This is a genomic window from Streptomyces sp. NPDC030222 (genome assembly GCF_055573115.1).
Map to the genome: position 1 here is coordinate 14,076 of NZ_JBVICA010000005.1, position 25,902 is coordinate 39,977.

Here is a 25,902-nt window from a genome sequence, read left to right on the forward strand (position 1 = left end):
GCCGGACTGGGCACCGGCCCGGACAAAGTAGTCTTGAGTCCATGCCCGAACGCCGTACCGTCGCCCTTGTCACTCTTGGCTGCGCCCGTAACGAGGTGGACTCCGAGGAGCTCGCCGGACGCCTGGCCGCGGACGGCTGGGACCTCGTCCAGGACGCCGCCGACGCGGACGTCGCCGTCGTCAACACCTGCGGGTTCGTCGAGGCGGCCAAGAAGGACTCCGTCGACGCCCTCCTCGAGGCGAATGACCTCAAGGAGCACGGCCGCACCCAGGCAGTCGTGGCCGTCGGCTGCATGGCCGAGCGGTACGGCAAGGACCTCGCCGAGGCGCTGCCCGAGGCCGACGGAGTCCTCGGATTCGACGACTACGCCGACATCTCCGACCGCCTCCAGACCATCCTGAGCGGCGGTATCCACGCCTCCCACACCCCGCGCGACCGGCGCAAGCTGCTGCCGATCAGCCCCGCCGAGCGGCAGGGCGCCGCGGACATCGCCCTCCCCGGCCACGCCCAGTCCCCCGAGGCGGCGCCCGCCGACCTCCCGGACGGAATCGCCCCGGCCTCCGGCCCGCGCGCCCCGCTGCGCCGCCGGCTGGACACCAGCCCGGTCGCCTCGGTGAAGCTGGCCTCCGGCTGCGACCGGCGCTGCACCTTCTGCGCGATCCCGTCCTTCCGCGGCTCCTTCATCTCGCGCCGTCCCTCGGACGTCCTCGGCGAGACCCGCTGGCTGGCCGAGCAGGGCGTCAAGGAGATCATGCTGGTCTCCGAGAACAACACCTCGTACGGCAAGGACCTCGGCGACATCCGCCTGCTGGAGACGCTGCTGCCGGAGCTGGCGGCCGTCGACGGCATCGAGCGGATCCGGGTCAGCTACCTCCAGCCCGCCGAGATGCGCCCCGGACTGATCGACGTCCTCACCTCGACGCCGAAGGTCGCCCCGTACTTCGATCTCTCCTTCCAGCACTCGGCACCGGGAGTGCTGCGGGCGATGCGCCGCTTCGGCGACACCGACCGCTTCCTGGAGCTGCTGGAGACGATCCGCACCAAGGCGCCCCAGGCCGGCGTCCGCTCCAACTTCATCGTCGGCTTCCCCGGTGAGACCGAGGACGACCTGGCCGAGCTGGAACGCTTCCTCACCGGTGCCCGCCTCGACGCCATCGGTGTCTTCGGTTACTCCGACGAGGAGGGCACCGAGGCCGCCACCTTCGACACCAAGCTCGACGAGGACGTCGTCGCCGACCGGCTGGCGCACATCGCACGGCTGGCCGAGGAGCTCACCGCCCAGCGTGCCGAGGAGCGGATCGGGGATACGGTGCAGGTCCTGGTCGAGTCCGTCGACGGCGAGGACGGCGCCGTCGGCCGTGCCGAGCACCAGGCGCCGGAGACCGACGGGCAGATCGTCTTCACCGCGCCCACGGGTCTGGAGACCGGCCGTATCGTCGAGGCGAAGGTGGTCGGCAGCGAGGGCGTGGACCTGATCGCCGAGTACTTCGACGTGCTGGGCGGCACGTCCTCCGACAGCGGCTCCCTCGCGGGCCGGACCGCGGGCAGCGAGGAGGCGGGCAGATGACCGGGGTTCCGGCATCCGCCAGGGGCGGCACCGGCAGGGCGGCGCCCGGTGGCAAGCTGGGTGCCGCAGCCGTCGACCAGGCGAGTCTGTGGAACATCGCCAACATCCTCACGATGGTGCGGCTGCTGCTCGTTCCCGCGTTCGTGCTGCTACTGCTGCACAACGGCGGCTACGACCCGGCCTGGCGGTCCTTCGCCTGGGCGGCCTTCGCCATCGCCATGATCACCGACCTGTTCGACGGGCATCTCGCCCGGACGTACAACCTGGTCACCGACTTCGGGAAGATCGCCGACCCGATCGCGGACAAGGCGATCATGGGCGCCGCGCTGATCTGTCTCTCCGCCCTGGGGGACCTCCCCTGGTGGGTGACGGGAGTGATCCTCTTCCGCGAGCTCGGCATCACCCTGATGCGGTTCTGGGTGATCAGGCACGGGGTCATCCCGGCCAGCCGGGGCGGCAAGATGAAGACGCTCGCCCAGGGCACCGCGGTCGGCATGTACGTCCTCGCACTCACCGGTGCACTGGCCACACTGCGCTGGTGGGTGATGGCGGTGGCCGTCGTGTTGACGGTCGTCACCGGTCTCGACTACGTCCGTCAGGCGATCGTCCTGAGGCGCAAGGGGCTGGCCGCCCGGCGCGCCGCGGCAGAGGCCGAGGAGTCGGCACGGTGACCGACGCGGCCCGGGCGCTGCGTCTGCTCACGGAGCGTGGCGAGACGCTGGCAGTCGCCGAGTCGCTCACCGGCGGCCTGGTGGCCGCGGAGCTCACGTCCGTACCGGGTGCCTCCCGGGCCTTCAGGGGATCCGTCACGGCGTACGCGACGGAGCTGAAGGAACGGCTGCTGGGGGTCGACGCGACCCTGCTGGTCGAGCGCGGCGCGGTGGACCCCGAGGTCGCGCGGCAGATGGCAACAGGCGTACGCGAGTGCCTGGGGGGAGACTGGGGAATAGCGACCACAGGTGTCGCCGGACCTGAATCCCAGGACGGGCAGCCCGTCGGGACGGTCTACATCTCGGTCGCCGGCCCCGGTGGGACCGGCCGGTCCGCAGCACTGCGGTTGAACGGAAGCCGGGCGGACATCCGTATGGAGAGTGTACGGAGAGTGCTGACCCTGCTTGCCGATGTACTCGACGGAAATGCGCGGGCACAGGATACGGAACAGAACGGGGGGAATTGATGTTTGCAGCCCTGAGTGAACACGTCATCGCTCCCCGCACGGCCGCAGCGCGAGGCGGTACGGTGGGGCGTGAAGGATGCGGCTACACGGTCCGAGGAGGGAGCCACCGATGATTCTGCTCCGTCGCCTGCTGGGTGACGTGCTGCGTCGGCAGCGCCAGCGCCAGGGCCGTACTCTGCGCGAAGTCTCCTCGTCCGCCCGAGTTTCGCTCGGCTATCTCTCCGAGGTGGAGCGGGGGCAGAAGGAGGCTTCCTCCGAGCTGCTCTCCGCGATCTGCGACGCGCTGGACGTACGGATGTCCGAGCTCATGCGAGAAGTGAGCGACGAGCTGGCACTTGCCGAACTGGCCGAGTCCGCAGCGGCGAGTGAGCCGGTGCGCCCGCCGGTACGTCCGATGCTCAATTCGGTGTCCGTGACGTCGGTTGCCGGTGTGTCGACCGAGCGGGTGACCATCAAGGCACCCGCGGAAGCGGTGGACGTCGTCGCGGCCTGAGGCCTGCCGCATACGGCAAGGACTCTTGGTTTGGTGTGAGCCCTGATCGGGTGGGTACCCGATCAGGGCTCATATTTTTCCCCGAATAACCGTTTTACCGCATTTGTGTCATGGTGGGGAGCAGTGCATCCGATCGGAGGTCATGCATGTCTGTCGTGAAGAGCCCGCTGGCCGAGTCCGACCTCAAGGTGGTCGGCGAGGCGCTGCAAGGGGCGCTGGTGGACCTGGTGGACACGGCCCTGGTGGCCAAGCAGGTCCACTGGAACGTGATCGGGCCCCGCTTCCGTTCCGTACACCTGCAGCTCGACGAGGTGGTGACCACGGCTCGGATGCACTCGGACACGGTGGCCGAACGCGCCGCCGCCTTGGGCGTCAGTCCCGACGGGCGGGCCGCGACCGTCGCCGCGTCGAGCGCGGTCGGTTCGGTTCCCGAGGGCTGGATCCAGGATGCCGAGGTCGTCCGCATCATGGTGCGGGCCCTCGATGCGGTGATCGTCCGGATGCGTGAGCGCATCGAGGCGACCGCCGAACCGGACCCCGTGAGCCAGGACATCCTGATCGGCCTCACGGCCGACCTCGAGAAGCACAGCTGGATGTTCCAGGCGGAAAGCGCTTGAGAACGCTGCATGCGCCATGGGGAGGACGGGCGCACCTCACCGGGATATGCGCGGGTGATGCACCGACGCGCCCTCCCGCCGTGTGATTGCGCCCGTCTAGCGTCAGCCGGAGGAGGCAGCCATGGCAACGCGATGGGTGCCGGCGCTGGTGCTCGGCGGTCTGTGGTGGTGGGCCGTCCTCCGATTGGTGCTGGTTCCGGAACAGGCCGGCCCGGTCGAGAGCACCATGGCGGCCGGAGGATGGGGGCTGAGCCTGCTGCCCATCCATGTCACCGCCCGGACGCCGAGCCGCCGTTCGGGGCTGTCGGCTACCAAGGCATCGCGACTCCCCCGTTGGGCCGGAGGATCTGACCCGTCGTGAAGGCCGCGGCGTCCGAGGCGAGATGGAGCACGGCGTGTGCGGCGTCGTCGGGCTCGCCGACCCGGCCGAGCGGGGCGAGGCGGGCCATCGCGGCCTCGGTGCGGTGCTGGCGGGACGCGTCGTGGCGGTCGGTCATCGGGGTGCGCACCCAGCCCGGCGCCACGGAATTGACCCGGATGCGGTGCGGGCCGAGTTCCGTCGCGAGGGTTCTCGTGAGCTGGACGACGGCCGCCTTGGCGACGCTGTAGCAGAACAGCCCGGCACCGGCGGCGTCGACGGCGCCCGAGGCCATGGTGACGATGCTCCCCGGCCGCTCCTGGGAGATCATTGCGCGGGCCGCCGCCTGGCAGGCGTACAGAACTCCCTTGAAGTTCACGGAAAGAACCCGGTCGAGGTCGTCGTCCGCGGTCTCCAGCACGGGGCTGCTGTGCATGATGCCGGCGATCGCCGCGAGGATGTCGAGCCGCCCCGCCCCGCCTATGGCCGCCTCGACCTGCTCTCGTACGGCGACATCGAGCACATGGGCGTGCGCGGGAGAGCCGCCCGCTTCGGTCACGAGGGCGAGCGTGCCCTGCAGGCCCTCCTCGTCCCGGTCCGCGCAGTGCACCGTCGCTCCGGCTCGAGCCAGGAGCAACGCCGAAGCCCGGCCGATGCCGCCGGCCGCACCGGTGACGAAGGCGACCCGTCCGCTGAGGTCGTACGCCGTGAGGGGCATGCGGGGACGGTACGACCGGATCTGACGGACCGTCAATGATTTGGGCTCTCGCTGTGACGGCGTCAGGAACACGCGGTGGTGCGTGGGTGCGTACGGCCGGAGGGTGCCAGGCCGACCGCCCGGGATGACGGATCGTCGGGCATCGGGCATCGGGGCGGACCGAGGATGATGCTTGGTGCAGTTGCGCGACGTGACACCGGACGACACCGATGGGCCGGAAGTGGCCCAGGGACCGGGACCTGGCCAGTGGGCCTCGGAGGAGTCGGCAGCTGAGCCTCGGAGTCGGCCGCCCGAGGTGGCCCGCGAGTGCCTCGGGAGGCCGGCGGCCTGCGCCGGCCGCTGTGCCGCCGTCGTGGCCGCCGCCGAGGCGGTGGCGGGTCGACAGGACCTGGCAGTCCGTGGCCGGTCGGTCTCAGCGGGCCGGGCCGGACTGGCAGCGGGGGCACCAGTAGGCGGGGCGTTCCCGACCGGGCTCGCCGTGGGTGCCCACCCGGACCGGAGTCCCGCAGCGCAGACAGGGGCGTCCGGACCGCCCGTACACGTACAGTCGCCGGCCGGGGCGGTCGACGCCTGTGGTGAGGCGTTCGCCGCCGGGACGTTCCCGGTTTGCCTCCAGGAGCCGCTTGGCGGCAGCCACCAGCCGTTCGGGCCGGTGGAGCTCACCGAATGCGGTCCACGGGGTCAGGCCGGCCATGAAGCACAGCTCCGACGCGTAGACATTGCCGATCCCCGCGAGATTGCGCTGGTCGAGCAGCGCCTCGACGAGCGGCCGGGCAGGATCGCGGCGGAGGTTCTCCAGCGCGGTCCCGGCGTTCCAGTCCGGGCCCAGGAGGTCCGGTCCGAGATGCCCCACGACGCTGTCCTCGTCGGTGGTCCGCAGCAGCTCCAGCACGGGCAGCCGATAGCCCACGGCGTTGTGCCCGGCCGTGCCGAGCACTGCCCGGATCTGGTGGGCGGGGCCGCCGCGCCATCGCTCACCGGCCTCGTACACCTGCCAGGCGCCGTCCATCCGGAGGTGCGAGTGCAGGGTGAGTCCGCCCTCGAAGCGTGTCAGCAGGTGCTTTCCCCGCGGCGTCACGTCCAGTACGGAACGCCCCGACAGGTCGACGGTCGCCAGCTTCGGCACCCGCAGATCGGAACGGGTCAGCAGGCACCCCGCGAGCGCGAGGTGCAGCCGCCGCGCGGTCTGCCAGACGGTGTCTCCTTCGGGCACAGGCCCATGATGCCTTGCGCGGCGGCTCACGGCGGCGGCGTCATGCCCGCAGGCGCAGGCCCCGGGGTGTGGCGTGGAAGCCCGCTCCCTCCAGGACGCGGCCGATCGGGGACGTGAGCGCGGACGTGCCGTTGGTCCGTTCCACCGTGACCGTGCCCAGGCGGCCGGCGCGGGCCGCCTCGGCCAGAGCTTCGGCGGCGGCGTGGAGGGCCGGCGCGTCCGGGTCGTCCGGCCAGGCGAGCAGGGTCTTGCCGCCCCGCTCCATGTACAGCGTCAGCTCGCCGTCGACCAGCACCACCATGGCGCCCGCCTTGCGGCCGGGCTTGTGCCCGGCCCCGGCCGGCGGCTCCGGCCAGCCGAGCGCCGCCCCATAGGCGTTGGCGGGGTCGGCGGCCGCGAGCACCACCGCCCGTGGCGCCGCGCCGGGCGCGTCACGGTCCCGTGCGCCCACCGAGGCGCGCAGCCGGTCCACCGCTCCGTCCATGGCGAACTGGGCCGCCCCCAGGCCCTCGACGACATAGCCTCGGCGGGCCTGGCCACTGTCCTCGAAGGCTGACAGCACCCGGTAGGCGGCCGAGAACCCGCCTTCGACTCCTTCGGCGGCGACCGCGCCGCGGGTGACCACACCATGCCGGTCGAGGAGGGTGCGGGCGAGGGCATGGGCCCGGTGCGTGGCGTCCGGTTCGCGGGCCGGCAGCAGCGACCAGCGCCCGGCGACCGTGGGCGGGCCCATACGGGACGCGGTGCGTGCCGCCGCGGACAGGGTGCCGTACCGCCCGCGCGGCACCGTCCGCTTGGCGCGGTGGGCCGTCGACCCGGCGGTGCGGCCGGAGCCGAGGAGCGAGCGCAGCGGCGCCAGCGAGTCGTTGGTGAGCCGCCCCGACCAGGCCAGCTCCCAGACGACGTCGGCCAGTTCGGGATCGGTCGCCTCGGGGTGCGTGGTGGCGCGCACCTGCTCTGCGATCTGACGGAAGAACAGACCGTATCCGGGGCCGAGGGAGTCCAGCACCGACTGGTGCAGCGGCCCCGGTTCGAGCGGGTGGGCCTGCGGGAGGAGCAGCGGCGCGGCGTCCGCGAGGTAGAGGGAGATCCAGCCGTCCTTGCCGGGGAGCGCCCCGGCTCCCGCCCACACCACCTCTCCGGTGGTGGTCAGTTCGTCGAGCAGCGTGGGGGAGTAGTCCCGCACGCGGGACGGCAGGATCAGCTTCTCCAGCGCGGACGCGGGCACCGGCGCGCCCTGCAGCTGCTCGACGGCCCTGGCCAGCCCGTCGATTCCGCGCAGGCTGCCGTCGCCCAGGTGCTGCCACTGCGGCAGGAACGCGCCGAGCGCCGCGGGCGGCACCGGCTCCAGCTCCTGGCGCAGTGCGGCGAGCGAGCGGCGCCGCAGGCGGCGCAGCACGGCCGCGTCGCACCACTCCTGGCCTGCCCCGGAAGGGTGGAACTCGCCCTGGACGACCCGGCCCGCTGCGGCGAGCCGCTGGAGGGCCCCGTCGGTGACGGCCGTGCCGAGGCCGAAGCGGGCTGCCGCCGCGGCGGAGGTGAAGGGGCCGTGGGTGCGCGCGTACCGGGCGAGCAGGTCGCCGAGGGGGTCCTTGACCGGTTCGGTGAACGCCTCCGGTACGCCGACCGGGAGGGCGGTGCCCAGTGCGTCCCGCAGCCGGCCGGCGTCCTCGATCGCCGCCCAGTGCTCGGCGCCGGCGATACGGACCCGGATGGCCCGGCGGGCCGCCGCCAGTCCGGCGGCCCAGTCCGGTTCCGCCCCGCGCTCGGCCAGTTCGGCGTCGGTGAGCGGACCGAGCAGCCTGAGCAGGTCGGCGACCCCTTCGGGGTCCTTGGCCCGGCGGTCCTCCGTGAGCCACTGCAGTTCGCGTTCCAGCTCGGTGAGCACGTCGGCGTCGAGGAGCTCCCGCAGTTCGGCCTGGCCGAGGAGTTCGGCGAGCAGCCGTGAGTCGAGGGAGAGCGCGGCCGCCCTCCGCTCCGCGAGCGGGGAGTCGCCCTCGTAGAGGAACTGCGCCACATAGCCGAAGAGCAGGGAGCGGGCGAACGGGGACGGCTCGGGAGTGGTGACCTCCACCAGCCGCACCCGGCGGGACTCGATGTCGCCCATCAGCTCGGTCAGTCCGGGTACGTCGAAGACGTCCTGGAGGCACTCCCTGACCGCCTCCAGGATGATCGGGAAGGAGCCGAACCCGGATGCGACCTGGAGCAGTTGCGCGGCCCGCTGCCGCTGCTGCCAGAGCGGGGTGCGCTTGCCGGGGTTGCGCCGGGGCAGGAGGAGGGCGCGCGCGGCGCACTCACGGAACCGGGAGGCGAACAGCGCGGAGCCGCCCACCTGGTCGGTGACGATCTGCTGGACTTCGCCCTTGTCGAACGCCACGTCGGCGGCACCGATCGGGGCCTGCTCGGCGTCGTACTCCGTGCCTGCGCCGCCGGGATCGGTGTCCAGCAGGTCCAGGCCCATCAGATCGGCGTCCGGCAGCCGCAGCACGATCCCGTCGTCGGCGTGCATGACCTGGGCGTCCATTCCGTACCGCTCGGCGAGCCGGGCGCCCAGTGCCAGGGCCCACGGTGCGTGGACCTGCGCACCGAACGGGGAGTGCACGACCACGCGCCAGTCGCCGAGCTCGTCCCGGAACCGCTCGACGAGGATCGTACGGTCGTCCGGCACATGGCCGCAGGCGCGGCGCTGCTCGTCGAGGTAGGCGAGCACATTGTCCGCCGCCCAGGCGTCGAGCCCGGCGGACACCAGCCGCAGCCGTGCGTCGTCGGGGGCGAGCGAACCGATCTCCCGCAGGAACGCGCCCACCGCACGGCCCAGTTCGAGGGGGCGACCCAGCTGGTCGCCCTTCCAGAACGGAAGCCGGCCCGGAACGCCCGGCGCGGGGGAGACCAGGACCCGGTCGCGGGTGATGTCCTCGATCCGCCACGAGCTGGTGCCCAGCGTGAACACATCGCCCACACGGGACTCGTAGACCATCTCCTCGTCCAGCTCGCCGACCCTGCCGCCGCCCTTCCTGGGGTCGGCGCCGGCCAGGAACACCCCGAACAGCCCGCGGTCCGGGATGGTGCCGCCGGAGGTGACGGCGAGCCGCTGCGCACCTGGCCGGCCGGTGACCGTGCCCGTGACCCGGTCCCACACCACCCGGGGCCGCAGCTCGGCGAACGCGTCCGACGGATAGCGTCCGGCGAGCATGTCGAGTACGGCCGTGAACGCCGACTCCGGCAGTGCGGCGAACGGCGCGGCCCGGCGCACCGTGGCGAGCAGGTCGTCCGCCTGCCGACTGTCCAGGGACACCATCGCGACGAGCTGCTGGGCCAGCACGTCCAGCGGGTTCGAGGGGATGCGCAGCGCCTCGATGCCGCCCGTGCGCATCCGCTCGGTGACCACCGCGGCCTGCACCAGATCGCCCCGGTACTTCGGGAAGACCACACCGGTGGAGACCGCACCCACCTGGTGCCCGGCCCGGCCCACCCGCTGGAGTCCCGAGGCGACGGACGGCGGCGACTCGACCTGCACGACCAGATCGACCGCGCCCATGTCGATGCCCAGCTCCAGGCTGGACGTGGCGACGACGGCCGGCAGCCGGCCCGCCTTCAGGTCCTCCTCGACGAGGGCGCGCTGCTCCTTGGACACCGAACCGTGGTGCGCGCGGGCCAGTAGCGGCGGGGCGCCCAGCGCCGCCCCGGACTGCGCCATGATCTCCGCCGGTGGTGCTCCCTCGGGCAGTGCGGCACCCATGGCCCGCTCGCAGGCGATCTCGTTGAGCCGGTTGCAGAGCCGCTCGGCCAGCCGCCGGGAGTTGGCGAACACGATCGTCGACCGGTGCGCCTGCACGAGGTCGGCGATGCGCTCCTCCACATGCGGCCAGATCGACGGCTTCTCCCCGTCGTCCGCCTCGGTCGCCGACGAGGCGCCCAGCTCGCCCAGATCCTCGACGGGCACGACGACCGACAGGTCGAACTCCTTCGTGGACGGCGGCTGGACGATCTCCACCTTGCGCTGCGGCGACAGGAACCGGGCCACTTCGTCGACCGGACGGACCGTCGCCGACAGACCGATCCTGCGGGCCGGCCGCGGCAGCAGCTCGTCGAGCCGCTCCAGTGTCAGGGCGAGGTGCGCCCCCCGCTTCGTGCCGGCCACGGCGTGCACCTCGTCCAGGATCACGGTCTCGATCCCGGCCAGCGCGTCACGCGTCGACGACGTGAGCATGAGGAAGAGCGATTCGGGCGTGGTGATCAGGATGTCCGGCGGCCGGGTCGCCAGGGCGCGCCGCTCGGCGGCCGGAGTGTCACCGGACCTGATACCGACCCGTACCTCCGGCTCCGGGAGGCCGAGCCGCACCGACTCCTGCCGGATGCCGGTCAGCGGGCTGCGCAGATTGCGTTCCACGTCCACCGCGAGGGCCTTCAGCGGGGACACGTACAGCACCCTGCAGCGCTTCTTCGCGTCGGCGGGCGGTGGGGTGGACACCAGCCGGTCCAGCGCCGCGAGGAACGCGGCGAGCGTCTTCCCGGAACCCGTAGGCGCGACCACCAGCACGTCCGAGCCCGCCGCGATCGCGCCCCACGCCCCGTCCTGCGCGGCGGTCGGCGCGGTGAAGGCACCGGCGAACCAGCCGCGGGTCGCAGGGGAGAACGAGTCGAGCGCTGATCCGGCCATGCCCCCCATCGTGCACCCGGCCACTGACAAAAGCCCGGGACCTGGGGAAACGGTGCCAAGCACGGAGGCGCAGAATGGAGCCATGGTCACTGGCGAGCGAGCCCGGCACTGGCGGTACCCGGATCTGCCGGACGTCGACCTGCTCCGTGCCCGCTACATCGGCAAGACCTTCGCCCGCCACACCCACGAGTCGTTCGTCATCGCCGCCATCAGCGACGGTGTCGAGGTCTTCCACCACGGCGGCGAGGACCAGTACGCCGGGCCCGGTGCCATCGCGCTGATCAATCCCGACACCCCGCACACCGGACGTGCGGAGACCCCGGAGGGGTGGCAGTACGGCGCGGTCTACCCCTCGGCCGAGCTGGTCGCGGCGATCGCCGAGGAGACCACGGTCCTGCGCGGCACCCCCGGATTCCGCCGTCCCGTGCTCGAGGACCCCTACGCCGCCCGGCTCGTCCACGAGGTCCTGCGAGCGGCGGACGAGGGCAACGCGCTGGCCGCCGACACCCTGCTGCGCGTCGCGGTGACCCGCCTGCTGCGGCTCGGCGGCGCCACGCTGCCCGAGCGGCCGGTACGGCACGCCGGCGCCCGGCTCGCGGCACGTGCGCGTGCCGTCCTCGAGGAGTGCATGACGGATCCGCCCACCCTGGAGCGGCTCGCCGCGGATCTCGGCACCAGCCCGTTCGCCCTTCTCCGCGCCTTCCGGGACACCTACGGGATGCCGCCGCACACCTGGCTCACCGACGCGCGCGTGCGCCGGGTCCGCCACCTCCTGGACGCGGGCACCTCCCCCGCGGACGCCGCCGTCACGGTCGGCTTCACCGACCAGCCGCACCTGAACCGCCACTTCTCCCGCATCGTCGGCGTGACCCCCGGCGCCTACCGGCGGGAACACCTGAGGGTATCGGTCGCGGGCTGAGGCGGCCGCGGGCCGGTTTCCGGTGGGTGCGTCTGTGGGCGTCGGTCGCGGGCTGGGGTGACCGTGGGCTGGTTTCCGGTGGGTGCGTCTGTGGGTGTCGGGCTCGTGCCGAGGCCACCACGGGCCGGCTCCCGGCAGGCACCGCCGTCGTCGTACATCCGTGCCGTGTACGCAAGAACGTACAAGACCGGACCGGGACCGTCCTCGTACGGTCGGGGCCGTGCCACCAGAACACACCACAGCAACCACCCGCGACGACGCACGTCGGGCCGCTCCCGACGCACACCGTGCGGCCGGGCGCCCCGGCCACCACACCGCGTCCGCCGCGGACGCCAAGCCGGACCGCGCCGTCGTCCGGGACGCGCTCGGCGTCGGGATCGCGGTCGGGCTCTCCGGGTTCGCCTTCGGGGTGACCTCGGCGGGCGCCGGTCTCACCCTGCTCCAGACGTGCGTGCTCAGCCTCCTCGTCTTCACCGGGGCGTCGCAGTTCGCCCTCGTGGGCGCGCTCGCGGCCGGCGGCAACCCGTTCACGGCCGCCGCCGGGGCGTTCTTCCTGGGAGTCCGCAACGCCTTCTACGGGCTGCGCCTGTCCCAACTGCTCGCCCTGCCGCGCTTCCTGCGCCCCTTCGCGGCGCAGTGGGTGATCGACGAGACCACCGCCGTGGCCCTCGCCCAGCCAACCCGCCGCGCCGCCCGGCTGGGCTTCGCCGTCACCGGCCTCACGCTGTACCTGCTGTGGAACCTCACCACACTCCTCGGCGCGCTCGGCGCGGAGGCCGTCGGCGACACCGCCGCCTGGGGCCTGGACGCGGCCGGTCCGGCGGTGTTCCTCGCGCTGCTCGCCCCGATGCTGCGCACCCGCACCGAGCGGCTCGCTGCTGGACTCGCGGTCGTCCTGGGCCTCGGGCTGCTCCCGGTGCTGCCGGCCGGTGTCCCGGTGCTCGTCGCGGCGCTCGCCGCACCCGTGGTGCTGATGTTCGAAGGCCGCAGGAAGGGACGGACGGACCGATGAACGCCATGAACACGACGAACGCCTGGATCGCCATCGGAGCGACCGTGGCCGGCTGCTATCTCGTGAAGCTCCTCGGCCTGCTGGTCCCGGCCGGAGTGCTGGAGCGTCCGCTGGTCCGCAGGCTCGCCGGGCTGCTGCCGGTGGCGCTGCTCGCCGCCCTCACCGCACAGCAGACGTTCGGGGAGGCCGGGCGGCTGGTCCTGGACGCCAGGGCCGCCGGGCTGGCCGCCGCGGCGATCGCCCTGGTGCTGCGCGCGCCCTTCCTGGTCGTCGTCCTCGCCGCCGTCGTCGTCACCGCGGGGGCGCGCGCCCTGGGCGGGTGAACCCCGGGGCGCGGACGTGGGCCGGGGGAGGGGGATCGGTCCAGGCGGTGCGCAGCCCGGCTCCGGGGCGTCGGCCCCGGCGTGGTGCGCCGCCTCGTTCAGCCGATGTCGCGTCCGTAGGCCCGCAGGGTGCGCAGCGCCTCGACGGTCACGATCGACCGGGACTCGAGCGTGGCCGCGGCGGACCAGTCTCGCCACCGTACGGGCCAGCCTCCGTCCTCCTGCTGCTCCGCGGCCAGGAAGTCCAGCGAGCGTTCTGTCTCCTCGTCCGTGAACCACGAGCGCGCCGGCGAATCCGGGGTGCGGGCATAGTCGTGGGGGAAGTGGTGTTCGCCGGGTGCGTAGCCGGGAGCCACGGGGTGGCCGGACCGTCTCGCCGGGTCGAGCACCACCAGCCGCTGGTCCCGCACCAGGCGTCCCAGCCGGGCTGCCACGGTCTCCGCGCGGGCCCGGTCGGGCACCCCGTCGAGGAAGGCGACCGCCGCCTGGATCTCGTAGGGGTGGGACTCCTCCAGGGTTTCCACCGCCGCCCAGCAGAAGTCCGTGGCCCGGAACAGCCAGGCGTGCCACACCTCGTTGCGGTGCAGCAGCCCGGCCACCGGTCCGGTGGACAGCAGCCCGCCCGGAGGGTCGTCCTCGATGGGCACGAACGGCGCCGCGGGGTGGCCCCGCTGACTCGGGTGCACGGCGGGCAGCGCCCCGTCCTTCGTGGACACCTCGGTCAGATAGCGGCAGATGCGCTCCACCCTCGCCCCCTCGCACCGGCCGATGGAGTCCAGCACGCGCAGCGCGTATGCCGTGTGCAGCGGCTGGCTCACCGGGCCGCGCAGATCGGGGTCCAGCGCGTGCCCGTAGCCGCCGTCCCGGCACTGGTACGCCGAGAGCGCGGTCTCCACGGGGTCCGCGTCGTCGTCGCCGAAGTGGTACAGGAACCGGCGCTGTTCCAGGACTCTGGCGTTCCGCCAGACGAACTGCGCTGCTCGCTCGACGGGGGTCACGGGGGATGCTCCGGATCCGGCCATGCACCGACCGTAGGCCGGAATCGAAGCCCGGCAAGCCCCGCGGCCCGGGCTGCACTCTGATGGGCGGGATACTGGTGCCATGCGGTTGACGGTGTTCTGGGAACGGATGGCTGATCACTTCGGCGCGGTGTACGCGGATTCCTTCGCGCGTGACCACGTCATGTCCGAGCTCGGAGGGCGGACCGTGCACGAGGCGTTCGCTGCGGGCTGGGATGCCAAGGACGTGTGGCGCGCGGTCTGCGCCGCTCTCGACATCCCGGCCGAGAAGCGATGACGCAGCAGGACGAGGCGGCTCCCGAAGCGAAGCCGTCCGCCGGGGGCACCGCCGGTGACGGGACGGCGTGCGGCTCCGGTACGTCGACGGCGGGCACTGACGGTGCCGGTACGTCGCCCCCGGGAACTGACGGTGCCGGTACGTCGCCCCCGGGCGCTGCTGCCACGGACGGTACGGCCTCCGGAGGCGCGAGCACGGCGACCGCCCCCGGGGCCGATGCGCCCCGGACCGGTGGGACCGCCGCGCGCATGCCCCGCTGGCTGCCGCGTGCGATGGTCCTGGCGCTCGCCCTCTACGCCTGCTTCCAGCTGGGCAGCTGGGTGTTCCACCAGCTCATCGGTCTGCTGATCAACATTCTGATCGCGTTCTTCCTCGCCCTCGCGATGGAACCGGCCGTCGGACGGATGGCCGCCCGTGGGATGCGCCGCGGCCTCGCCACGTTCCTGGTGTTCCTGGGCGTGGTCGTGGCGGGCACTGGTTTCGTCGTCCTGCTCGGTTCGATGCTCGCGGGCCAGATCATCGAGATGTTCGAGGATTTCCCGAAGTACCTCGACTCCTTGATCCAGTGGATGAACGTCACGTTCCACACGGAACTCTCGCGGGTCGCGATCCAGGACAGCCTGCTGCGCTCCGACTGGCTGCAGAAGTACGTGCAGAACAGCGCCGCCGGGGTGCTGGACGTGTCCGCGACCGTGCTCGGCGGCCTCTTCCGGCTGCTGACGATCTTCCTCTTCTCCTTCTACTTCGCGGCGGACGGGCCGCGGCTGCGCCGTGCCCTCTGCTCGGTACTGCCGCCGGCCCGGCAGAGCGAGGTGCTGCGCGCCTGGGAGATCGCCGTCGCGAAGACCGGCGGCTACCTCTACTCGCGCGGGCTGATGGCGCTCGTCTCGTGCGCCGCGCACTACGTCCTGCTGGCGATGCTGGGTGTGCCGTACGCGCCCGCGCTGGCGGTGTGGGTCGGCCTGGTGTCCCAGTTCATCCCGACCATCGGCACCTACCTCGCGGGTGCCCTGCCGATGCTGATCGCGTTCACGGTCGACCCCTGGTACGCGCTGTGGGTGCTCGGCTTCGTCGTGCTCTACCAGCAGTTCGAGAACTACATGCTGCAGCCCAAGCTCACCGCGAAGACGGTGGACATCCATCCGGCGGTCGCGTTCGGTTCGGTCGTGGCCGGCACGGCGCTCATGGGCGCGGTCGGCGCGCTGATCGCGATCCCGGCGGTGGCGACCCTCCAGGCGTTCCTGGGCGCGTACGTGAAGCGGTACGCCGTGACCGACGATCCGCGGGTGCAGGGGCACCGGCGCCGGGATCCTTCCCCGCTCGTCGCGTGGGTGCGGGGGACCGCTTCCCGGAGCCGCGACCGCGGGGTGTGACGCGCGGCCGCGCCCGCCCGGGAGGACGTTTCGGAGGGCGGTGAGGCGCGGCTTGACACTAAAATCGAACATCCGTTCTTATGGGGTCCGGCCCGTGTTCCCGGTGGTCCGCCGCGATAGTTGTCCACAGGCCGAAGGACGTCGGGGCCCATTGTCAGTGGCAGGGGTTAGCGTCTTTGACGTGAAGCGATCGACTCAAGCAAACCGGGTGGAACCCATGGCAGGAACCGACCGCGAGAAGGCGCTCGACGCCGCGCTCGCACAGATTGAACGCCAATTCGGCAAGGGCGCCGTGATGCGCCTGGGTGAGCGGCCGAACGAGCCCATCGAGGTCATCCCCACCGGGTCGACCGCACTGGACGTCGCCCTCGGCGTCGGCGGCCTGCCGCGCGGCCGTGTGGTCGAGGTCTACGGTCCGGAGTCCTCCGGTAAGACGACCCTGACCCTGCACGCCGTCGCCAACGCCCAGAAGGCGGGCGGCACGGTGGCCTTCGTGGACGCCGAGCACGCCCTCGACCCCGAGTACGCGAAGAAGCTCGGCGTCGACATCGACTCGCTCATCCTGTCCCAGCCCGACAACGGCGAGCAGGCGCTCGAGATCACCGACATGCTGATCCGCTCCGGCGCCCTCGATCTGATCGTCATCGACTCCGTCGCCGCACTGGTGCCGCGCGCCGAGATCGAGGGCGAGATGGGCGACTCGCACGTGGGTCTCCAGGCCCGGCTGATGAGCCAGGCGCTCCGTAAGATCACGGGTGCGCTGAACCAGTCCAAGACCACGGCGATCTTCATCAACCAGCTCCGCGAGAAGGTCGGCGTGATGTTCGGCTCGCCGGAGACCACCACCGGTGGCCGCGCGCTGAAGTTCTACGCCTCCGTGCGACTGGACATCCGCCGTATCGAGACCCTCAAGGACGGCACCGAGGCGGTCGGCAACCGCACCCGGGTGAAGGTCGTCAAGAACAAGGTCGCCCCGCCGTTCAAGCAGGCCGAGTTCGACATCCTCTACGGCCAGGGCATCAGCCGCGAGGGCGGCCTGATCGACATGGGCGTCGAGCACGGCTTCATCCGCAAGGCCGGTGCCTGGTACACCTACGAGGGCGACCAGCTCGGCCAGGGCAAGGAGAACGCCCGGAACTTCCTCAAGGACAACCCCGACCTCGCCAACGAGATCGAGAAGAAGATCAAGGAGAAGCTGGGCGTCGGTGTGCGGCCGGAGGCGCCCGCCGCCGAGCCGGGTGGGGACGCGGCCGTGGTCGCCCCCGCGGAGGACACGGCGAAGTCGGTGCCCGCCCCGGCCGCGAAGGCCTCCAGGACGGCCAAGGCCGCCGGCACGGCCAAGAGCTAGTCCGTGACCCGGCGTACGGACTGGCCGAGCAGCGAAGGTCCTTCCGGCCACGGGGGCAGCGGGCCGACCGGCCGGCCGACGGGGGAGCGGTCGGTGCCGGATCCCGGGCGGCGGCCCCAGGACCCGGCGGAGCAGGCGCGGGCGATCTGCCTGCGCCTGCTCACCGGAACACCGCGGACCCGCAAACAGCTCGCGGACACCCTGCACAAGCGGGGCATCCCCGAGGACGTCTCGTCCGAAGTGCTGTCCCGTTTCGAAGAGGTCGGCCTCATCGACGACGCGGCGTTCGCGGATGCCTGGGTGGAGTCCCGGCACCACGGCCGGGGCCTGGCCCGTCGGGCCCTCGCCCGGGAACTGCGGACCAAAGGCGTGGACTCCGCCGTGATCGAGGAAGCGGTCGGACAACTCGACGCGGACCAGGAGGAGGAGACCGCCCGGGAACTCGTGGAACGGAAACTCCGCTCCACCCGGGGCCTCGACCGCGACCGCCGGCTCAGACGCCTCGCCGGCATGCTGGCCCGCAAGGGCTACCCCGAAGGCATGGCGCTCCGCGTGGTCAAACGCGCCCTGGAGGACGAGGGCGAGGACCTGGAAGATCTCGGCTTCGACCAGCCAGGTCCTGTCCGCTGATCGTGCGTCCGGCCACGGTGGTGCTATGCAGTGGAGATGAGCCGGGCCGAAGCGGTTGCCCTCGTGCAGAGGATCGCGAGTGCGGACCATTGGGCCCACCGACCGGGGAGCGGGTGTCCCCGGACGAGGACGGGCGGACAGCGGCGGACGTACCGGCTGTGGAAGACGTGGAAGACACTGCGGAGGACATGGACAACCGTCCTGAGGGTTCGCGCGGAACGCCCACGGCGAGGATGCCGGGAGGGCACGGCCGGGGCACGGGGGAGGGGCGAATCAGCAGGACGGACCACACACGCAGCCCGCATAGCGGACCAGGCCCATATGGCCCCTCCGCCACAGGCGCACATCGGTGCCGGTCATGCACCGGAGTGGACCACGTGCGTCCGCAGCGGTCAATTGACTTCCGCCGTACGGTCGCTGCGCACGGGCTCGGTCTGCGGCGCTCCGCCGCGGACCGCGTCGGCCGCTTCGTACAGCTCGGCCGGGCGCACACCGGCGAACGCCGACACCAGATACCCGTCCGGGCGTACCAGCAGGACGGTGTGGGCGGCCGCGCCCGGGTAGCCGTCGGCCACCAGCAGTTCCGCCTTCGCCGGGAGCGCGCTCACCGCGGCGGCCAGCCGGGGCATCACACCGGCCGTCATCCAGTGCCGCCGGTCCCACACGCCGGTGCCCGGTGCGACGAGCACCACCAGCAGCCGGGCCTGTCCGAGCCGGTCGTGGAGGCGCACGGTCGTGCCGTCCGGCGCGGTCACCCGTACGTCGGCGACCGGCTCGCCCAGCCCCGTCCCGACGAGCGTCCGCCGTTCGTCGTCCCCGGGGTCGAGCGGTGAATGGCGGTAGGCCGGGGGCGCTCCCAGCGGCCCCCGCCCCACATGGCCGTCCGTCAGCAACGCGTCGTGCGCACGCGAGGAGCCCGGAAGGTACGTCCGCAGGCCGCCGCCGGCGCCGCGCAGGGCGGGTAGGGCCTGGTCGGCCGCCCGGAGCCGCGCCGCGACGGCCGCCCGCCGCTCCGCCTGGTAGCTGTCGAGCAGGGTCTCCGAGGAGCCGTGGTGCCAGGCCGTCGCCAGTTTCCAGGCGAGGTTCCCGGCGTCGCGGAGGCCTTCGTCGAGGCTCTGGGTGCCGAGCGCGCCCAGCAGATGAGCGGCGTCGCCGGCGAGGAACGCACGGCCCGTCCGCCAGCGCCGGGCCAGCCGGTGGTGCAGGGTGTACACCCCGGTGTCGAGCAGCTCGTACCGTGGGGTCTCGCCGCACCAGCCCGCCAGGGTGCCCCTGATGTGGTCGACGAGCCAGTCGGGGGTGATGAGTTCGCCTTTGGGCGGCAGCAGCCAGTCCAGCCGCCAGGCGCCGTCGGGCAGCGGGCGGGCCGTGACCTCCGGGCCGGCGCCGGGCCACGGCGGCAGCCGGTGCAGCACCGCCTCGTCCGGCCAGGGCAGTTCCGCGCGCAGCGTCGCCACCGCGTGCCGTTCCACGGCCGTCCGTCCCGGGAACCGGATCCCCAGCAGCTTGCGGACGGTGGACCGGGCTCCGTCGCAGCCCACCACATGGCTGCCGCGCCACCACGTCTGCTCCACGCCCCGGGTGTGCACGGTGACGCCGGCGTCGTCCTGTTCGATCGCGTCGACCCGGCTCTCGGGGACGACCCGGACCAGCTCCTGAGCCGAGGCGGCGGCCCGGAGCCCACGGGTGAGGGCGTGCTGCGGCAAGTGCACGGGCGACGGCCCGCCGTCGGTCTCCTCGCCGAACTCCAGCCGGTGCAGCACCTGCTTGCGGCGCATCGTGCGCCAGCCCGCCCAACGGGCTCCCTCGTCGCCGACGGTCGTGCAACCGAGCCGCGTCACGAACGCGGCGCTGTCGGCGCGCAGTACGGCCGTCCGGGCGGCTCGTGGGACGTCCTTGCCGGGCCCTTCGTCGAGCAGTACCGAGGGCACCCCCTGCGCGGCGAGGGCGAGGGCCACCGAGAAGCCGACGGGCCCACCGCCGACGACGATCACCGGGTCCACGACGCGGCTCCTTCGGCCGGTCGGGACCTGCGGTGGAGGGAGGCTGGGGCCCGGTGCGTGATCACAGAACGTATGCAACCCACTGCGCGTGCTTGCGTCAAGTGACGGAGGTCCGCCACCCCGCACGGCGACAAGTATGACGAACGCCGTCGTGGATACGAGGGAGGCGGCACCATCGGTGCCGCCTCCCTCGTCGCATGGCGCTCGGTCAGTTCGTCTTGCCGACGCCGTCGGTGCCTTCGCCGTGCCTGCCGGTGCCGTCGCCGCCGGTCGTGCCGTCGCCGATGTGCGGGCCGAGTTCCTCACCGAACGCGTCCTGCGCACCGAGCACTCCGGGCGCCTCCGCCGGTTCGGCGGCCGCGGCGACACCGATGCCGGTCTTGGCCCGCCGGCCGCGGCGCTCGATCCAGTTGGCCAGCGAGGACAGGGCCAGACACATCGCCACGTAGATCGCACCGATGACGACGAGGACGGAGACGTACGGGTACATGCCGTTCACCAGGGTGTTGCTGGCGATCAGACGTGCCGTGTAGAGGAGTTCCGGGAACAGGATGATGTAGCCGAGCGAGGTGTCCTTGAGGGTCACCACCAGCTGGCTGACGATCGTCGGCAGCATCGCCCGGACGGCCTGCGGCATCAGCACGGTCGTCATGACCTGCGTCTTGCTCATGCCCAGCGCGTACGCGGCCTCACGCTGGCCCTTCGGGACCGCGTTGATGCCTGCACGCAGCACCTCGGCCTGCACGCAGCCGTTGTAGATGGACAGTCCGAGCGCCAGGGCGAGCATGCTGTAGTCGATGAGGAAGCCGACCCAGATCGCGTAGATCGTGATCAGCAGCGGGATCGACCGGAACACCTCGATGAACGCGGTCGCCAGCCACCGTACGGGGAGGTGGTCGGAGAGCCGGCCGACGCACAGGACCACACCGAGCACCAGGGAGCCGACAGCGGCGAGGCCGAAGGTCTTCAGCGTGGCGACGATGCCGTCGAGGATGTTCTCCCGGATGCCCGCGTAGTTGAAGATGTCCCACATCTCGTACGCGAGGTGGCCCTTGTCGGAGAGCCGCACCACACTGGCCGCGAGCAGCGCGAGCAGCACGAGCGTGCCGATGACGCCGAGGATGCGGTTGCGCAGGACGGCCTTGGGGCCTGGTGCGTCGTAGAGAACGCTGGCGCTCATCGGGCGACCTCCAGTCGGCGCTCCAGCAGCCGGAAGACGCCGCTGATGGTGAAGGTGATGACCAGGTAGCCGAGGGCCACCCAGATGAAGACGGGAAGGATGTCGTAACCCTGGTCGCTCATCAGCTTCTGCCAGCCGAAGAGTTCGGCGTTGCTGAAGGCGCCCGCGATCGCGGAGTTCTTGGTGAGCGCGATGAAGATGCTGCTCAGCGGGGGGAGCACGGTCCTGGTGGCCTGCGGGAGGACGATGATCCGCAGCGTCTGTGTGAACGTCATGCCGATCGAACGCGCTGCTTCGGCCTGGCCCAGCGGCACGGTGTTGATACCGGACCTGACGGCTTCGCAGACGAACGCCGACGTGTAGAAGCCCAGGGCGACCGACGCCAGGACGAAGGGGCTCATGCCCGGGAACAGGATCTCCGGGACCACGAAGAAGCAGACCAGGAAGAGCAGGGTGAGCGGGGTGTTGCGCAGCAGTGTCACCCAGGCCGTGCCGAAGTACCGGAGGGGCGGGACGGGGGACACCCGGAATCCGGCGATCAGCACGCCCAGGACCAGCGCGATGACGGCACTGGTCGCGGTCAGCGTGACCGTTCCGATGAAGCCGTCACGGTACGCGGGCCAGTTGTCGAGCAGTACGTTCATGAGGTCTCCGCGTCCATGAGTTCTCCGCGTCGGCGAGCAGCGGCGGGCAGGCGGCAGGGAGGGGCCCTCCGAGGGGCCCGGGGCAGGGGGAGCAGCGGCCCGCGCTCATGCGCGGGGCGCCACGGCCGAGCTGTGTGCTGTCAGCCGTCAGTAGCGCTGGATGGCCGGCGGCTCGGTGTAGGCGGAGCCGGACAGGCCGAGCGTCGCCTCGTAGATCTTCTTGTAGGTGCCGTCCTTGATGTGCTTCTCGAGCGAGTCGTTGATCGCGTTCCGGAGCACCTTGTCGTCCTTGTTCATACCGACGCCGTAGGGCTCCTCGGTGAACGGCTTGCCGACGACCTTGAGCTTGGCCGGGTTCTGCGCGGCGTAGCCCTTGAGGATCGAGTCGTCGGTGGTGACGGCGTCGACCTGCCCGTTCAGCAGCTGCTGGACGCAGTCGGAGTACTTGCCGAGCTCGACGACCTGGGCGCCGTACTCGGGCTTCTTGATCTCCTGCAGCGGGGTGGAGCCGACGATCGAGCAGACCTTCTTGCCCTTGACGGTGTCCTTGCCGGTGATGCCCGTCTCGTCCTTGCGGACCAGGAGGTCGGCGCCGGCCTTGTAGTACGGGCCCGCGAAGCCGACGAGCGCCTTGCGCTTGTCGTTGATGGTGTACGTGCCGACGTAGTAGTCGACCTGGCCCTTGGAGATCGCGGTCTCGCGGACACCGGAGTCCACGGTCTTCCACTCGATCTGGTCCGGCTTGAAGCCCAGGTCGGCGGCGATCATCTTGGCGATCTCGATGTCGAAGCCCGAGCGCTCCTTGGTCGCCTGGTCCTCGAAGCCCAGGTACGGCTGGTCGGCCTTGGAGCCGATGATCAGCTTGCCGCGGCTCTTGGCCTCCTTGAACGTCGGCGAGTCGAGGTTGACGTTCGTGGCGACCGTGTACGTCGGCAGCGCGGGGGCGGCGGTGCCTCCCGGGGTGGCGGACTTCTTGTCGCCGGCGGGGCCCTCCTTGCCGCCGCACGCGGTGGCGGTGAGTGCCAGGACGACGGCGGCTGCGGCCGCGGCGGCGGAGGCCTTGCGGAGCTTCATCGTGAACATCCCCTATGTCTAGGTCTGTCGTCAGTGGTGAAGGATCTTCGAGAGGAAGTCCTTGGCGCGGTCGCTGCGCGGGTTGCTGAAGAACTGGTCGGGCGTCGCTTCCTCGACGATCTTCCCGTCCGCCATGAAGACCACACGGTTGGCGGCCGACCTGGCGAAGCCCATTTCATGGGTGACGACGACCATGGTCATGCCGTCACGGGCGAGCTGCTGCATGACCTCCAGCACCTCGTTGATCATCTCGGGGTCGAGAGCCGACGTCGGCTCGTCGAAGAGGATCACCTTGGGATCCATGGCCAGGGCACGCGCGATGGCGACGCGCTGCTGCTGACCACCCGACAGCTGCGCCGGGTACTTGTCGGCCTGGGAACCGACACCCACCCGGTCGAGCAGCTCACGGGCCTTCTGCTCCGCGGCCTTCTTGTCCGTCTTGCGGACCTTGAGCTGGCCCAGCATCACGTTCTCGAGCACGGTCTTGTGCGCGAAGAGGTTGAACGACTGGAAGACCATCCCCACGTCGGCGCGGAGCCTTGCCAGGTCCCGGCCCTCCTGGGGGAGCGGCTTCCCGTCGATCGCGATGCTGCCCGAGTCGATGGTCTCCAGGCGGTTGATCGTGCGGCACAGCGTGGACTTCCCGGACCCGGAGGGTCCGATGACGACCACGACCTCGCCACGGGCGATGGTCAGGTCGATGTCCTGGAGCACATGCAGCGCGCCGAAGTGCTTGTTGACGTCGCTCAGCACCACCAGGCTGTCCGTCGCCGGTGCGGCGTCCTCGGGGCCCTTGGTCACTGATACTCCGCTCATCGGCTTGCTCCGTCCTCCTCGGTTGGGAGGACATTAATCAGGCCCGGAGACCACCGTCATTACATCTGAGCGGAAATTGAGCATAACGATCCGATTGCGCCCAGGCACGCTCCGTGAGGGAAATCGCCGCCCGGAGTACCGGGTCCGTAACGGATTGTCCGAACTGGCCGGAACCCACTTGACTGGCATGCCTGCCATCGGAGTGGATGCCGTGATACATGACGTCATGATGACGCCGGCACCACGATCACACCACCGGGAGGGGGGCCATGAGACTTCTGCTCGTCGAGGATGACAACCACGTCGCCGCCGCCCTGTGCGCGGTGCTCGCCAGGCACGGATTCACCGTCGTGCACGCCCGTAACGGAGAGGAGGCGCTGCAGGCCCTGCTGCCCGCCGACGCCGAGCCGTTCGGGGTCGTGCTCCTGGACCTCGGGCTGCCCGACCAGGACGGCTACGAGGTGTGCGGCAAGATCCGCAAGCGGACCTCCACGCCCGTGATCATGGTGACGGCTCGGGCGGACGTCCGCTCCCGCATCCACGGCCTCAACCTCGGCGCAGACGACTACGTGGTCAAGCCCTACGACACCGGCGAGCTGCTGGCCCGTATCCACGCCGTCAGCCGCCGCGCCGCCGGCGGGGACTCCCCGGCAGCGGCCGAAGAGGGACCTCTCCGGCTGGGCCCCGTGGCGATCGAACTCCCCACCCGCAGGGTCAGCGTCGACGGCACGGCCGTGCAGCTCACCCGCAAGGAGTTCGACCTGCTCGCGCTGCTCGCCCAGCGGCCCGGTGTCGTCTTCCGCCGGGAGCAGATCATCAGCGAGGTATGGCGCACCAGTTGGGAGGGCACGGGCCGCACCCTGGAGGTGCACGTGGCGTCGCTGCGGTCCAAGCTGCGCATGCCCGCCCTGATCGAGACGGTCCGAGGCGTCGGCTACCGGCTGGTCGCCCCCGCAGCGACGCAAGGCCCGTAACGACCGGTGCGCACCAGACTCCTCCCGCTGCTCATCTTCCTCCTGGCGCTCGTCCTGGTCTCCCTGGGCTTCCCGCTCGCGGTGACCGTGGCCGCCGCACAGCAGCAGCAGGTCGTGGTGGACCGGATCGACGACACGGCGCGGTTCGCCGCCCTGGCCCAGTTCGTCACCGACGCCGACGTCGTCGGCCCCGCCGCGGCCCGGCTCTCCGCCGGGAACGAACGCCGCAACACCCTCGACGCCGAACTCGCCCGCTACTACGACCTGTACGACATCCAGGCGGGCGTCTTCCACCGCGACGGCACCGCCATGGCCCGCGCTCCCCACGACTGGCGCCTCCCGGACAAGGGCGAGGGACGCCGGGCCTTCCAGGAGGCCCTGGCCGGCCGGCGCAGTCACGACCCGGGACAGGTGTGGCCCTGGCAGCGCGGCCGACTCGTCGTCGCCTCCCCTGTAGTCCGCGACGGCGACGTGATCGCCGTCGTCGTGACGGACTCGCCCACCGGACGGATGCGGTCGCGGATCCTCAACGGCTGGCTGCTGATCGCGGCCGGCGAGGTCGCCGCGATGCTGCTCGCGGTCGGCGCGGCGTTCCGCCTCACCGGCTGGGTGCTCCGCCCGGTGCGGATCCTCGACGCCGTCACCCACGACATCGCGACCGGACGGATGAAGTCGCGGGTGGCCGCCGCCGGCGGCCCGCCCGAACTCCGTCGGCTGGCCCGCTCGTTCAACGAGATGGCCGACCACGTCGAGGATGTGCTCGAGCAGCAGCGGGCCTTCGTCGCCGACGCCTCGCACCAGCTGCGCAACCCCCTGGCCGCACTCCTGCTGCGCATCGAGCTGCTCGCCCTCGAACTCCCCGAGGGCAACGAGGAGATCGCCTCCGTCCGCACCGAGGGCAAGCGCCTCGCCCAGGTCCTCGACGACCTGCTGGACCTGGCGCTGGCCGAGCACGCCCCGGCGGACCTCCGGCTCGTCGACACAGGCGCGGTCGTGGCCGAGCGGCTCACGGCCTGGCGCCAGGTCGCCGAGGCCAAGGGCGTGCGCCTCGTCCGGGACGGCTGCGGGACGGCGACCGCCTGGGCCGACCCCGTCGCGCTCTCCAGCGCGCTCGACGCCGTCATAGACAACGCGCTGAAGTTCACGCCGGAGGACGAGGAGGTCCGGGTCACGTTGTCGGCCGACCGGACCCACACGAGGATCGTCGTCGTGGACCGCGGCCCCGGGCTCACCGATGAGGAGCTCGGACGCATCGGGGACCGTTTCTGGCGCAGCAACCGCCACCAGAACGTCAAGGGATCGGGCCTGGGCCTGTCCATCTCCCGCGCCCTCCTCGCCGCGGGCGGCGGCAGCCTCGGCTACGAGAGCAACACCCCGCACGGCCTGCGTGTGACGGTCTCGGTCCCCCGCACCTCCACGGCGGTCTGACCGCCGGGTCGGCGGACCCTGTCCTCGGGGTGCGGACCGGCGGACCCGGCTTCCGGGCTCCAGGTCGCGGACCCGGCC

24 protein-coding genes are annotated in these 25,902 nt (G+C 71.7%); 15 read left to right on the forward strand and 9 right to left on the reverse strand.

Annotated elements, in window-relative coordinates; genetic code table 11:
• The first annotated feature begins 41 nt into the window (after positions 1–41).
• The 6 genes from rimO to ACZ4Z5_RS08945 all read left to right on the forward strand — a co-directional run bounded on the left by rimO (position 42) and on the right by ACZ4Z5_RS08945 (position 4,216).
• Positions 42–1,568 (forward strand): 30S ribosomal protein S12 methylthiotransferase RimO, encoded by a 1,527-nt coding sequence (gene rimO, locus ACZ4Z5_RS08920; protein WP_468258800.1) that lies wholly within the window; start codon positions 42–44, stop codon positions 1,566–1,568.
• Positions 1,565–2,239: a CDP-diacylglycerol--glycerol-3-phosphate 3-phosphatidyltransferase gene (pgsA, locus tag ACZ4Z5_RS08925; protein WP_468258802.1), complete on the forward strand. Its 675-nt coding sequence runs from the start codon at positions 1,565–1,567 to the stop codon at positions 2,237–2,239. Before rimO ends, pgsA begins: the two co-directional genes overlap by 4 nt.
• Positions 2,236–2,745, forward strand: a complete 510-nt coding sequence (locus ACZ4Z5_RS08930; protein WP_468258805.1) for a CinA family protein — start codon at positions 2,236–2,238, stop codon at positions 2,743–2,745. Before pgsA ends, ACZ4Z5_RS08930 begins: the two co-directional genes overlap by 4 nt.
• Before the next feature lie 109 nt (positions 2,746–2,854).
• The gene (locus ACZ4Z5_RS08935; RefSeq protein WP_468258808.1) at positions 2,855–3,238 is read left to right on the forward strand and encodes a helix-turn-helix domain-containing protein; all 384 of its coding nucleotides are present in this window, start codon (positions 2,855–2,857) and stop codon (positions 3,236–3,238) included.
• Between the two features lie 146 nt (positions 3,239–3,384).
• Positions 3,385–3,855, forward strand: a complete 471-nt coding sequence (locus ACZ4Z5_RS08940; protein WP_468258811.1) for a Dps family protein — start codon at positions 3,385–3,387, stop codon at positions 3,853–3,855.
• A 121-nt stretch (positions 3,856–3,976) separates the two neighbouring features.
• The gene (locus tag ACZ4Z5_RS08945; protein WP_468258814.1) at positions 3,977–4,216 is read left to right on the forward strand and encodes a hypothetical protein; all 240 of its coding nucleotides are present in this window, start codon (positions 3,977–3,979) and stop codon (positions 4,214–4,216) included.
• Here ACZ4Z5_RS08945 and ACZ4Z5_RS08950 read toward each other — a convergent pair.
• The 3 genes from ACZ4Z5_RS08950 to ACZ4Z5_RS08960 form a co-directional block, all read right to left on the reverse strand.
• Positions 4,164–4,931 (reverse strand): SDR family NAD(P)-dependent oxidoreductase, encoded by a 768-nt coding sequence (locus ACZ4Z5_RS08950; RefSeq protein WP_468258816.1) that lies wholly within the window; start codon positions 4,929–4,931, stop codon positions 4,164–4,166. The genes ACZ4Z5_RS08945 and ACZ4Z5_RS08950 overlap by 53 nt on opposite strands.
• A gap of 412 nt (positions 4,932–5,343) precedes the next feature.
• Positions 5,344–6,144, reverse strand: coding sequence for an Fpg/Nei family DNA glycosylase (locus ACZ4Z5_RS08955; protein ID WP_468258819.1), 801 nt, complete (start codon positions 6,142–6,144; stop codon positions 5,344–5,346).
• Between the two features lie 40 nt (positions 6,145–6,184).
• Positions 6,185–10,804: an ATP-dependent helicase gene (locus ACZ4Z5_RS08960; protein ID WP_468258822.1), complete on the reverse strand. Its 4,620-nt coding sequence runs from the start codon at positions 10,802–10,804 to the stop codon at positions 6,185–6,187.
• A gap of 82 nt (positions 10,805–10,886) precedes the next feature.
• On the opposite strand from ACZ4Z5_RS08960, the gene ACZ4Z5_RS08965 reads away from it, so the two are divergent.
• The 3 genes from ACZ4Z5_RS08965 (at position 10,887) to ACZ4Z5_RS08975 (ending at position 13,058) form a co-directional block, all read left to right on the forward strand.
• Complete coding sequence (locus tag ACZ4Z5_RS08965; RefSeq protein WP_468258825.1) at positions 10,887–11,723, forward strand: AraC family transcriptional regulator; 837 nt, start codon at positions 10,887–10,889, stop codon at positions 11,721–11,723.
• Between the two features lie 220 nt (positions 11,724–11,943).
• Positions 11,944–12,735, forward strand: coding sequence for an AzlC family ABC transporter permease (locus ACZ4Z5_RS08970; protein ID WP_468258828.1), 792 nt, complete (start codon positions 11,944–11,946; stop codon positions 12,733–12,735).
• 5 nt (positions 12,736–12,740) lie between these two features.
• Positions 12,741–13,058 carry an AzlD domain-containing protein gene (locus ACZ4Z5_RS08975; RefSeq protein ID WP_468259579.1) on the forward strand — a complete coding sequence of 106 codons (318 nt, stop codon included), beginning with the start codon at positions 12,741–12,743 and terminating at the stop codon, positions 13,056–13,058.
• A 98-nt stretch (positions 13,059–13,156) separates the two neighbouring features.
• On the opposite strand, the gene ACZ4Z5_RS08980 is transcribed toward ACZ4Z5_RS08975, so the two are convergent.
• The gene (locus ACZ4Z5_RS08980; protein ID WP_468258830.1) at positions 13,157–14,080 is read right to left on the reverse strand and encodes a hypothetical protein; all 924 of its coding nucleotides are present in this window, start codon (positions 14,078–14,080) and stop codon (positions 13,157–13,159) included.
• 79 nt (positions 14,081–14,159) lie between these two features.
• Here ACZ4Z5_RS08980 and ACZ4Z5_RS08985 point away from each other — a divergent pair, with 79 nt between their 5' ends.
• From ACZ4Z5_RS08985 to recX, 4 genes are all read left to right on the forward strand, one after another.
• Positions 14,160–14,354: a DUF3046 domain-containing protein gene (locus tag ACZ4Z5_RS08985; protein WP_468258833.1), complete on the forward strand. Its 195-nt coding sequence runs from the start codon at positions 14,160–14,162 to the stop codon at positions 14,352–14,354.
• A gap of 248 nt (positions 14,355–14,602) precedes the next feature.
• The gene (locus ACZ4Z5_RS08990) at positions 14,603–15,727 is read left to right on the forward strand and encodes an AI-2E family transporter (RefSeq protein WP_468258836.1); all 1,125 of its coding nucleotides are present in this window, start codon (positions 14,603–14,605) and stop codon (positions 15,725–15,727) included.
• Between the two features lie 217 nt (positions 15,728–15,944).
• Complete coding sequence (recA, locus tag ACZ4Z5_RS08995; protein ID WP_468258839.1) at positions 15,945–17,075, forward strand: recombinase RecA; 1,131 nt, start codon at positions 15,945–15,947, stop codon at positions 17,073–17,075.
• A 3-nt stretch (positions 17,076–17,078) separates the two neighbouring features.
• On the forward strand, positions 17,079–17,705 hold the full coding sequence (gene recX / locus ACZ4Z5_RS09000; protein ID WP_468258842.1) for a recombination regulator RecX: 627 nt from the start codon (positions 17,079–17,081) through the stop codon (positions 17,703–17,705).
• A 392-nt stretch (positions 17,706–18,097) separates the two neighbouring features.
• On the opposite strand, the gene ACZ4Z5_RS09005 is transcribed toward recX, so the two are convergent.
• The 5 genes from ACZ4Z5_RS09005 to ACZ4Z5_RS09025 form a co-directional block, all read right to left on the reverse strand.
• Entirely contained in the window at positions 18,098–19,708 is a 1,611-nt protein-coding gene (locus ACZ4Z5_RS09005) for an FAD-dependent monooxygenase (RefSeq protein WP_468258844.1), read from the reverse strand.
• A gap of 208 nt (positions 19,709–19,916) precedes the next feature.
• Positions 19,917–20,888, reverse strand: a complete 972-nt coding sequence (locus ACZ4Z5_RS09010) for an amino acid ABC transporter permease (RefSeq protein WP_468258846.1) — start codon at positions 20,886–20,888, stop codon at positions 19,917–19,919.
• On the reverse strand, positions 20,885–21,532 hold the full coding sequence (locus tag ACZ4Z5_RS09015) for an amino acid ABC transporter permease (protein ID WP_468258848.1): 648 nt from the start codon (positions 21,530–21,532) through the stop codon (positions 20,885–20,887). The genes ACZ4Z5_RS09010 and ACZ4Z5_RS09015 overlap by 4 nt, the downstream gene beginning before the upstream one ends.
• 147 nt (positions 21,533–21,679) lie before the next feature.
• Entirely contained in the window at positions 21,680–22,606 is a 927-nt protein-coding gene (locus ACZ4Z5_RS09020; protein ID WP_468259581.1) for a glutamate ABC transporter substrate-binding protein, read from the reverse strand.
• 30 nt (positions 22,607–22,636) lie between these two features.
• Positions 22,637–23,422, reverse strand: a complete 786-nt coding sequence (locus ACZ4Z5_RS09025) for an amino acid ABC transporter ATP-binding protein (RefSeq protein ID WP_468258850.1) — start codon at positions 23,420–23,422, stop codon at positions 22,637–22,639.
• Positions 23,423–23,691: 269 nt separating this feature from the next.
• Between ACZ4Z5_RS09025 and ACZ4Z5_RS09030 the strand changes: the two genes are divergently transcribed.
• Positions 23,692–24,396, forward strand: coding sequence for a response regulator transcription factor (locus ACZ4Z5_RS09030; protein ID WP_468258852.1), 705 nt, complete (start codon positions 23,692–23,694; stop codon positions 24,394–24,396).
• Positions 24,397–24,402: 6 nt separating this feature from the next.
• Positions 24,403–25,824, forward strand: a complete 1,422-nt coding sequence (locus tag ACZ4Z5_RS09035) for a sensor histidine kinase (RefSeq protein ID WP_468258855.1) — start codon at positions 24,403–24,405, stop codon at positions 25,822–25,824.
• Positions 25,825–25,902 lie beyond the last annotated feature (78 nt).

What these genes read in the sequence shown, in the direction of transcription:
- rimO (WP_468258800.1), top strand. Translation starts at nt 42, where the DNA reads ATGCCCGAACGCCGTACCGTCGCCCTTGTCACTCTTGGCTGCGCCCGT.
- pgsA (WP_468258802.1), top strand. Translation starts at nt 1,565, where the DNA reads ATGACCGGGGTTCCGGCATCCGCCAGGGGCGGCACCGGCAGGGCGGCG.
- ACZ4Z5_RS08935 (WP_468258808.1), top strand. Translation starts at nt 2,855, where the DNA reads ATGATTCTGCTCCGTCGCCTGCTGGGTGACGTGCTGCGTCGGCAGCGC.
- ACZ4Z5_RS08940 (WP_468258811.1), top strand. Translation starts at nt 3,385, where the DNA reads ATGTCTGTCGTGAAGAGCCCGCTGGCCGAGTCCGACCTCAAGGTGGTC.
- ACZ4Z5_RS08945 (WP_468258814.1), top strand. Translation starts at nt 3,977, where the DNA reads ATGGCAACGCGATGGGTGCCGGCGCTGGTGCTCGGCGGTCTGTGGTGG.
- ACZ4Z5_RS08950 (WP_468258816.1), bottom strand. Translation starts at nt 4,931, where the DNA reads ATGCCCCTCACGGCGTACGACCTCAGCGGACGGGTCGCCTTCGTCACC.
- ACZ4Z5_RS08960 (WP_468258822.1), bottom strand. Translation starts at nt 10,804, where the DNA reads ATGGCCGGATCAGCGCTCGACTCGTTCTCCCCTGCGACCCGCGGCTGG.
- ACZ4Z5_RS08965 (WP_468258825.1), top strand. Translation starts at nt 10,887, where the DNA reads ATGGTCACTGGCGAGCGAGCCCGGCACTGGCGGTACCCGGATCTGCCG.
- ACZ4Z5_RS08975 (WP_468259579.1), top strand. Translation starts at nt 12,741, where the DNA reads ATGAACACGACGAACGCCTGGATCGCCATCGGAGCGACCGTGGCCGGC.
- ACZ4Z5_RS08980 (WP_468258830.1), bottom strand. Translation starts at nt 14,080, where the DNA reads ATGGCCGGATCCGGAGCATCCCCCGTGACCCCCGTCGAGCGAGCAGCG.
- ACZ4Z5_RS08985 (WP_468258833.1), top strand. Translation starts at nt 14,160, where the DNA reads ATGCGGTTGACGGTGTTCTGGGAACGGATGGCTGATCACTTCGGCGCG.
- ACZ4Z5_RS08990 (WP_468258836.1), top strand. Translation starts at nt 14,603, where the DNA reads ATGCCCCGCTGGCTGCCGCGTGCGATGGTCCTGGCGCTCGCCCTCTAC.
- recA (WP_468258839.1), top strand. Translation starts at nt 15,945, where the DNA reads ATGGCAGGAACCGACCGCGAGAAGGCGCTCGACGCCGCGCTCGCACAG.
- ACZ4Z5_RS09010 (WP_468258846.1), bottom strand. Translation starts at nt 20,888, where the DNA reads ATGAGCGCCAGCGTTCTCTACGACGCACCAGGCCCCAAGGCCGTCCTG.
- ACZ4Z5_RS09015 (WP_468258848.1), bottom strand. Translation starts at nt 21,532, where the DNA reads ATGAACGTACTGCTCGACAACTGGCCCGCGTACCGTGACGGCTTCATC.
- ACZ4Z5_RS09020 (WP_468259581.1), bottom strand. Translation starts at nt 22,606, where the DNA reads ATGAAGCTCCGCAAGGCCTCCGCCGCCGCGGCCGCAGCCGCCGTCGTC.
- ACZ4Z5_RS09025 (WP_468258850.1), bottom strand. Translation starts at nt 23,422, where the DNA reads ATGAGCGGAGTATCAGTGACCAAGGGCCCCGAGGACGCCGCACCGGCG.
- ACZ4Z5_RS09030 (WP_468258852.1), top strand. Translation starts at nt 23,692, where the DNA reads ATGAGACTTCTGCTCGTCGAGGATGACAACCACGTCGCCGCCGCCCTG.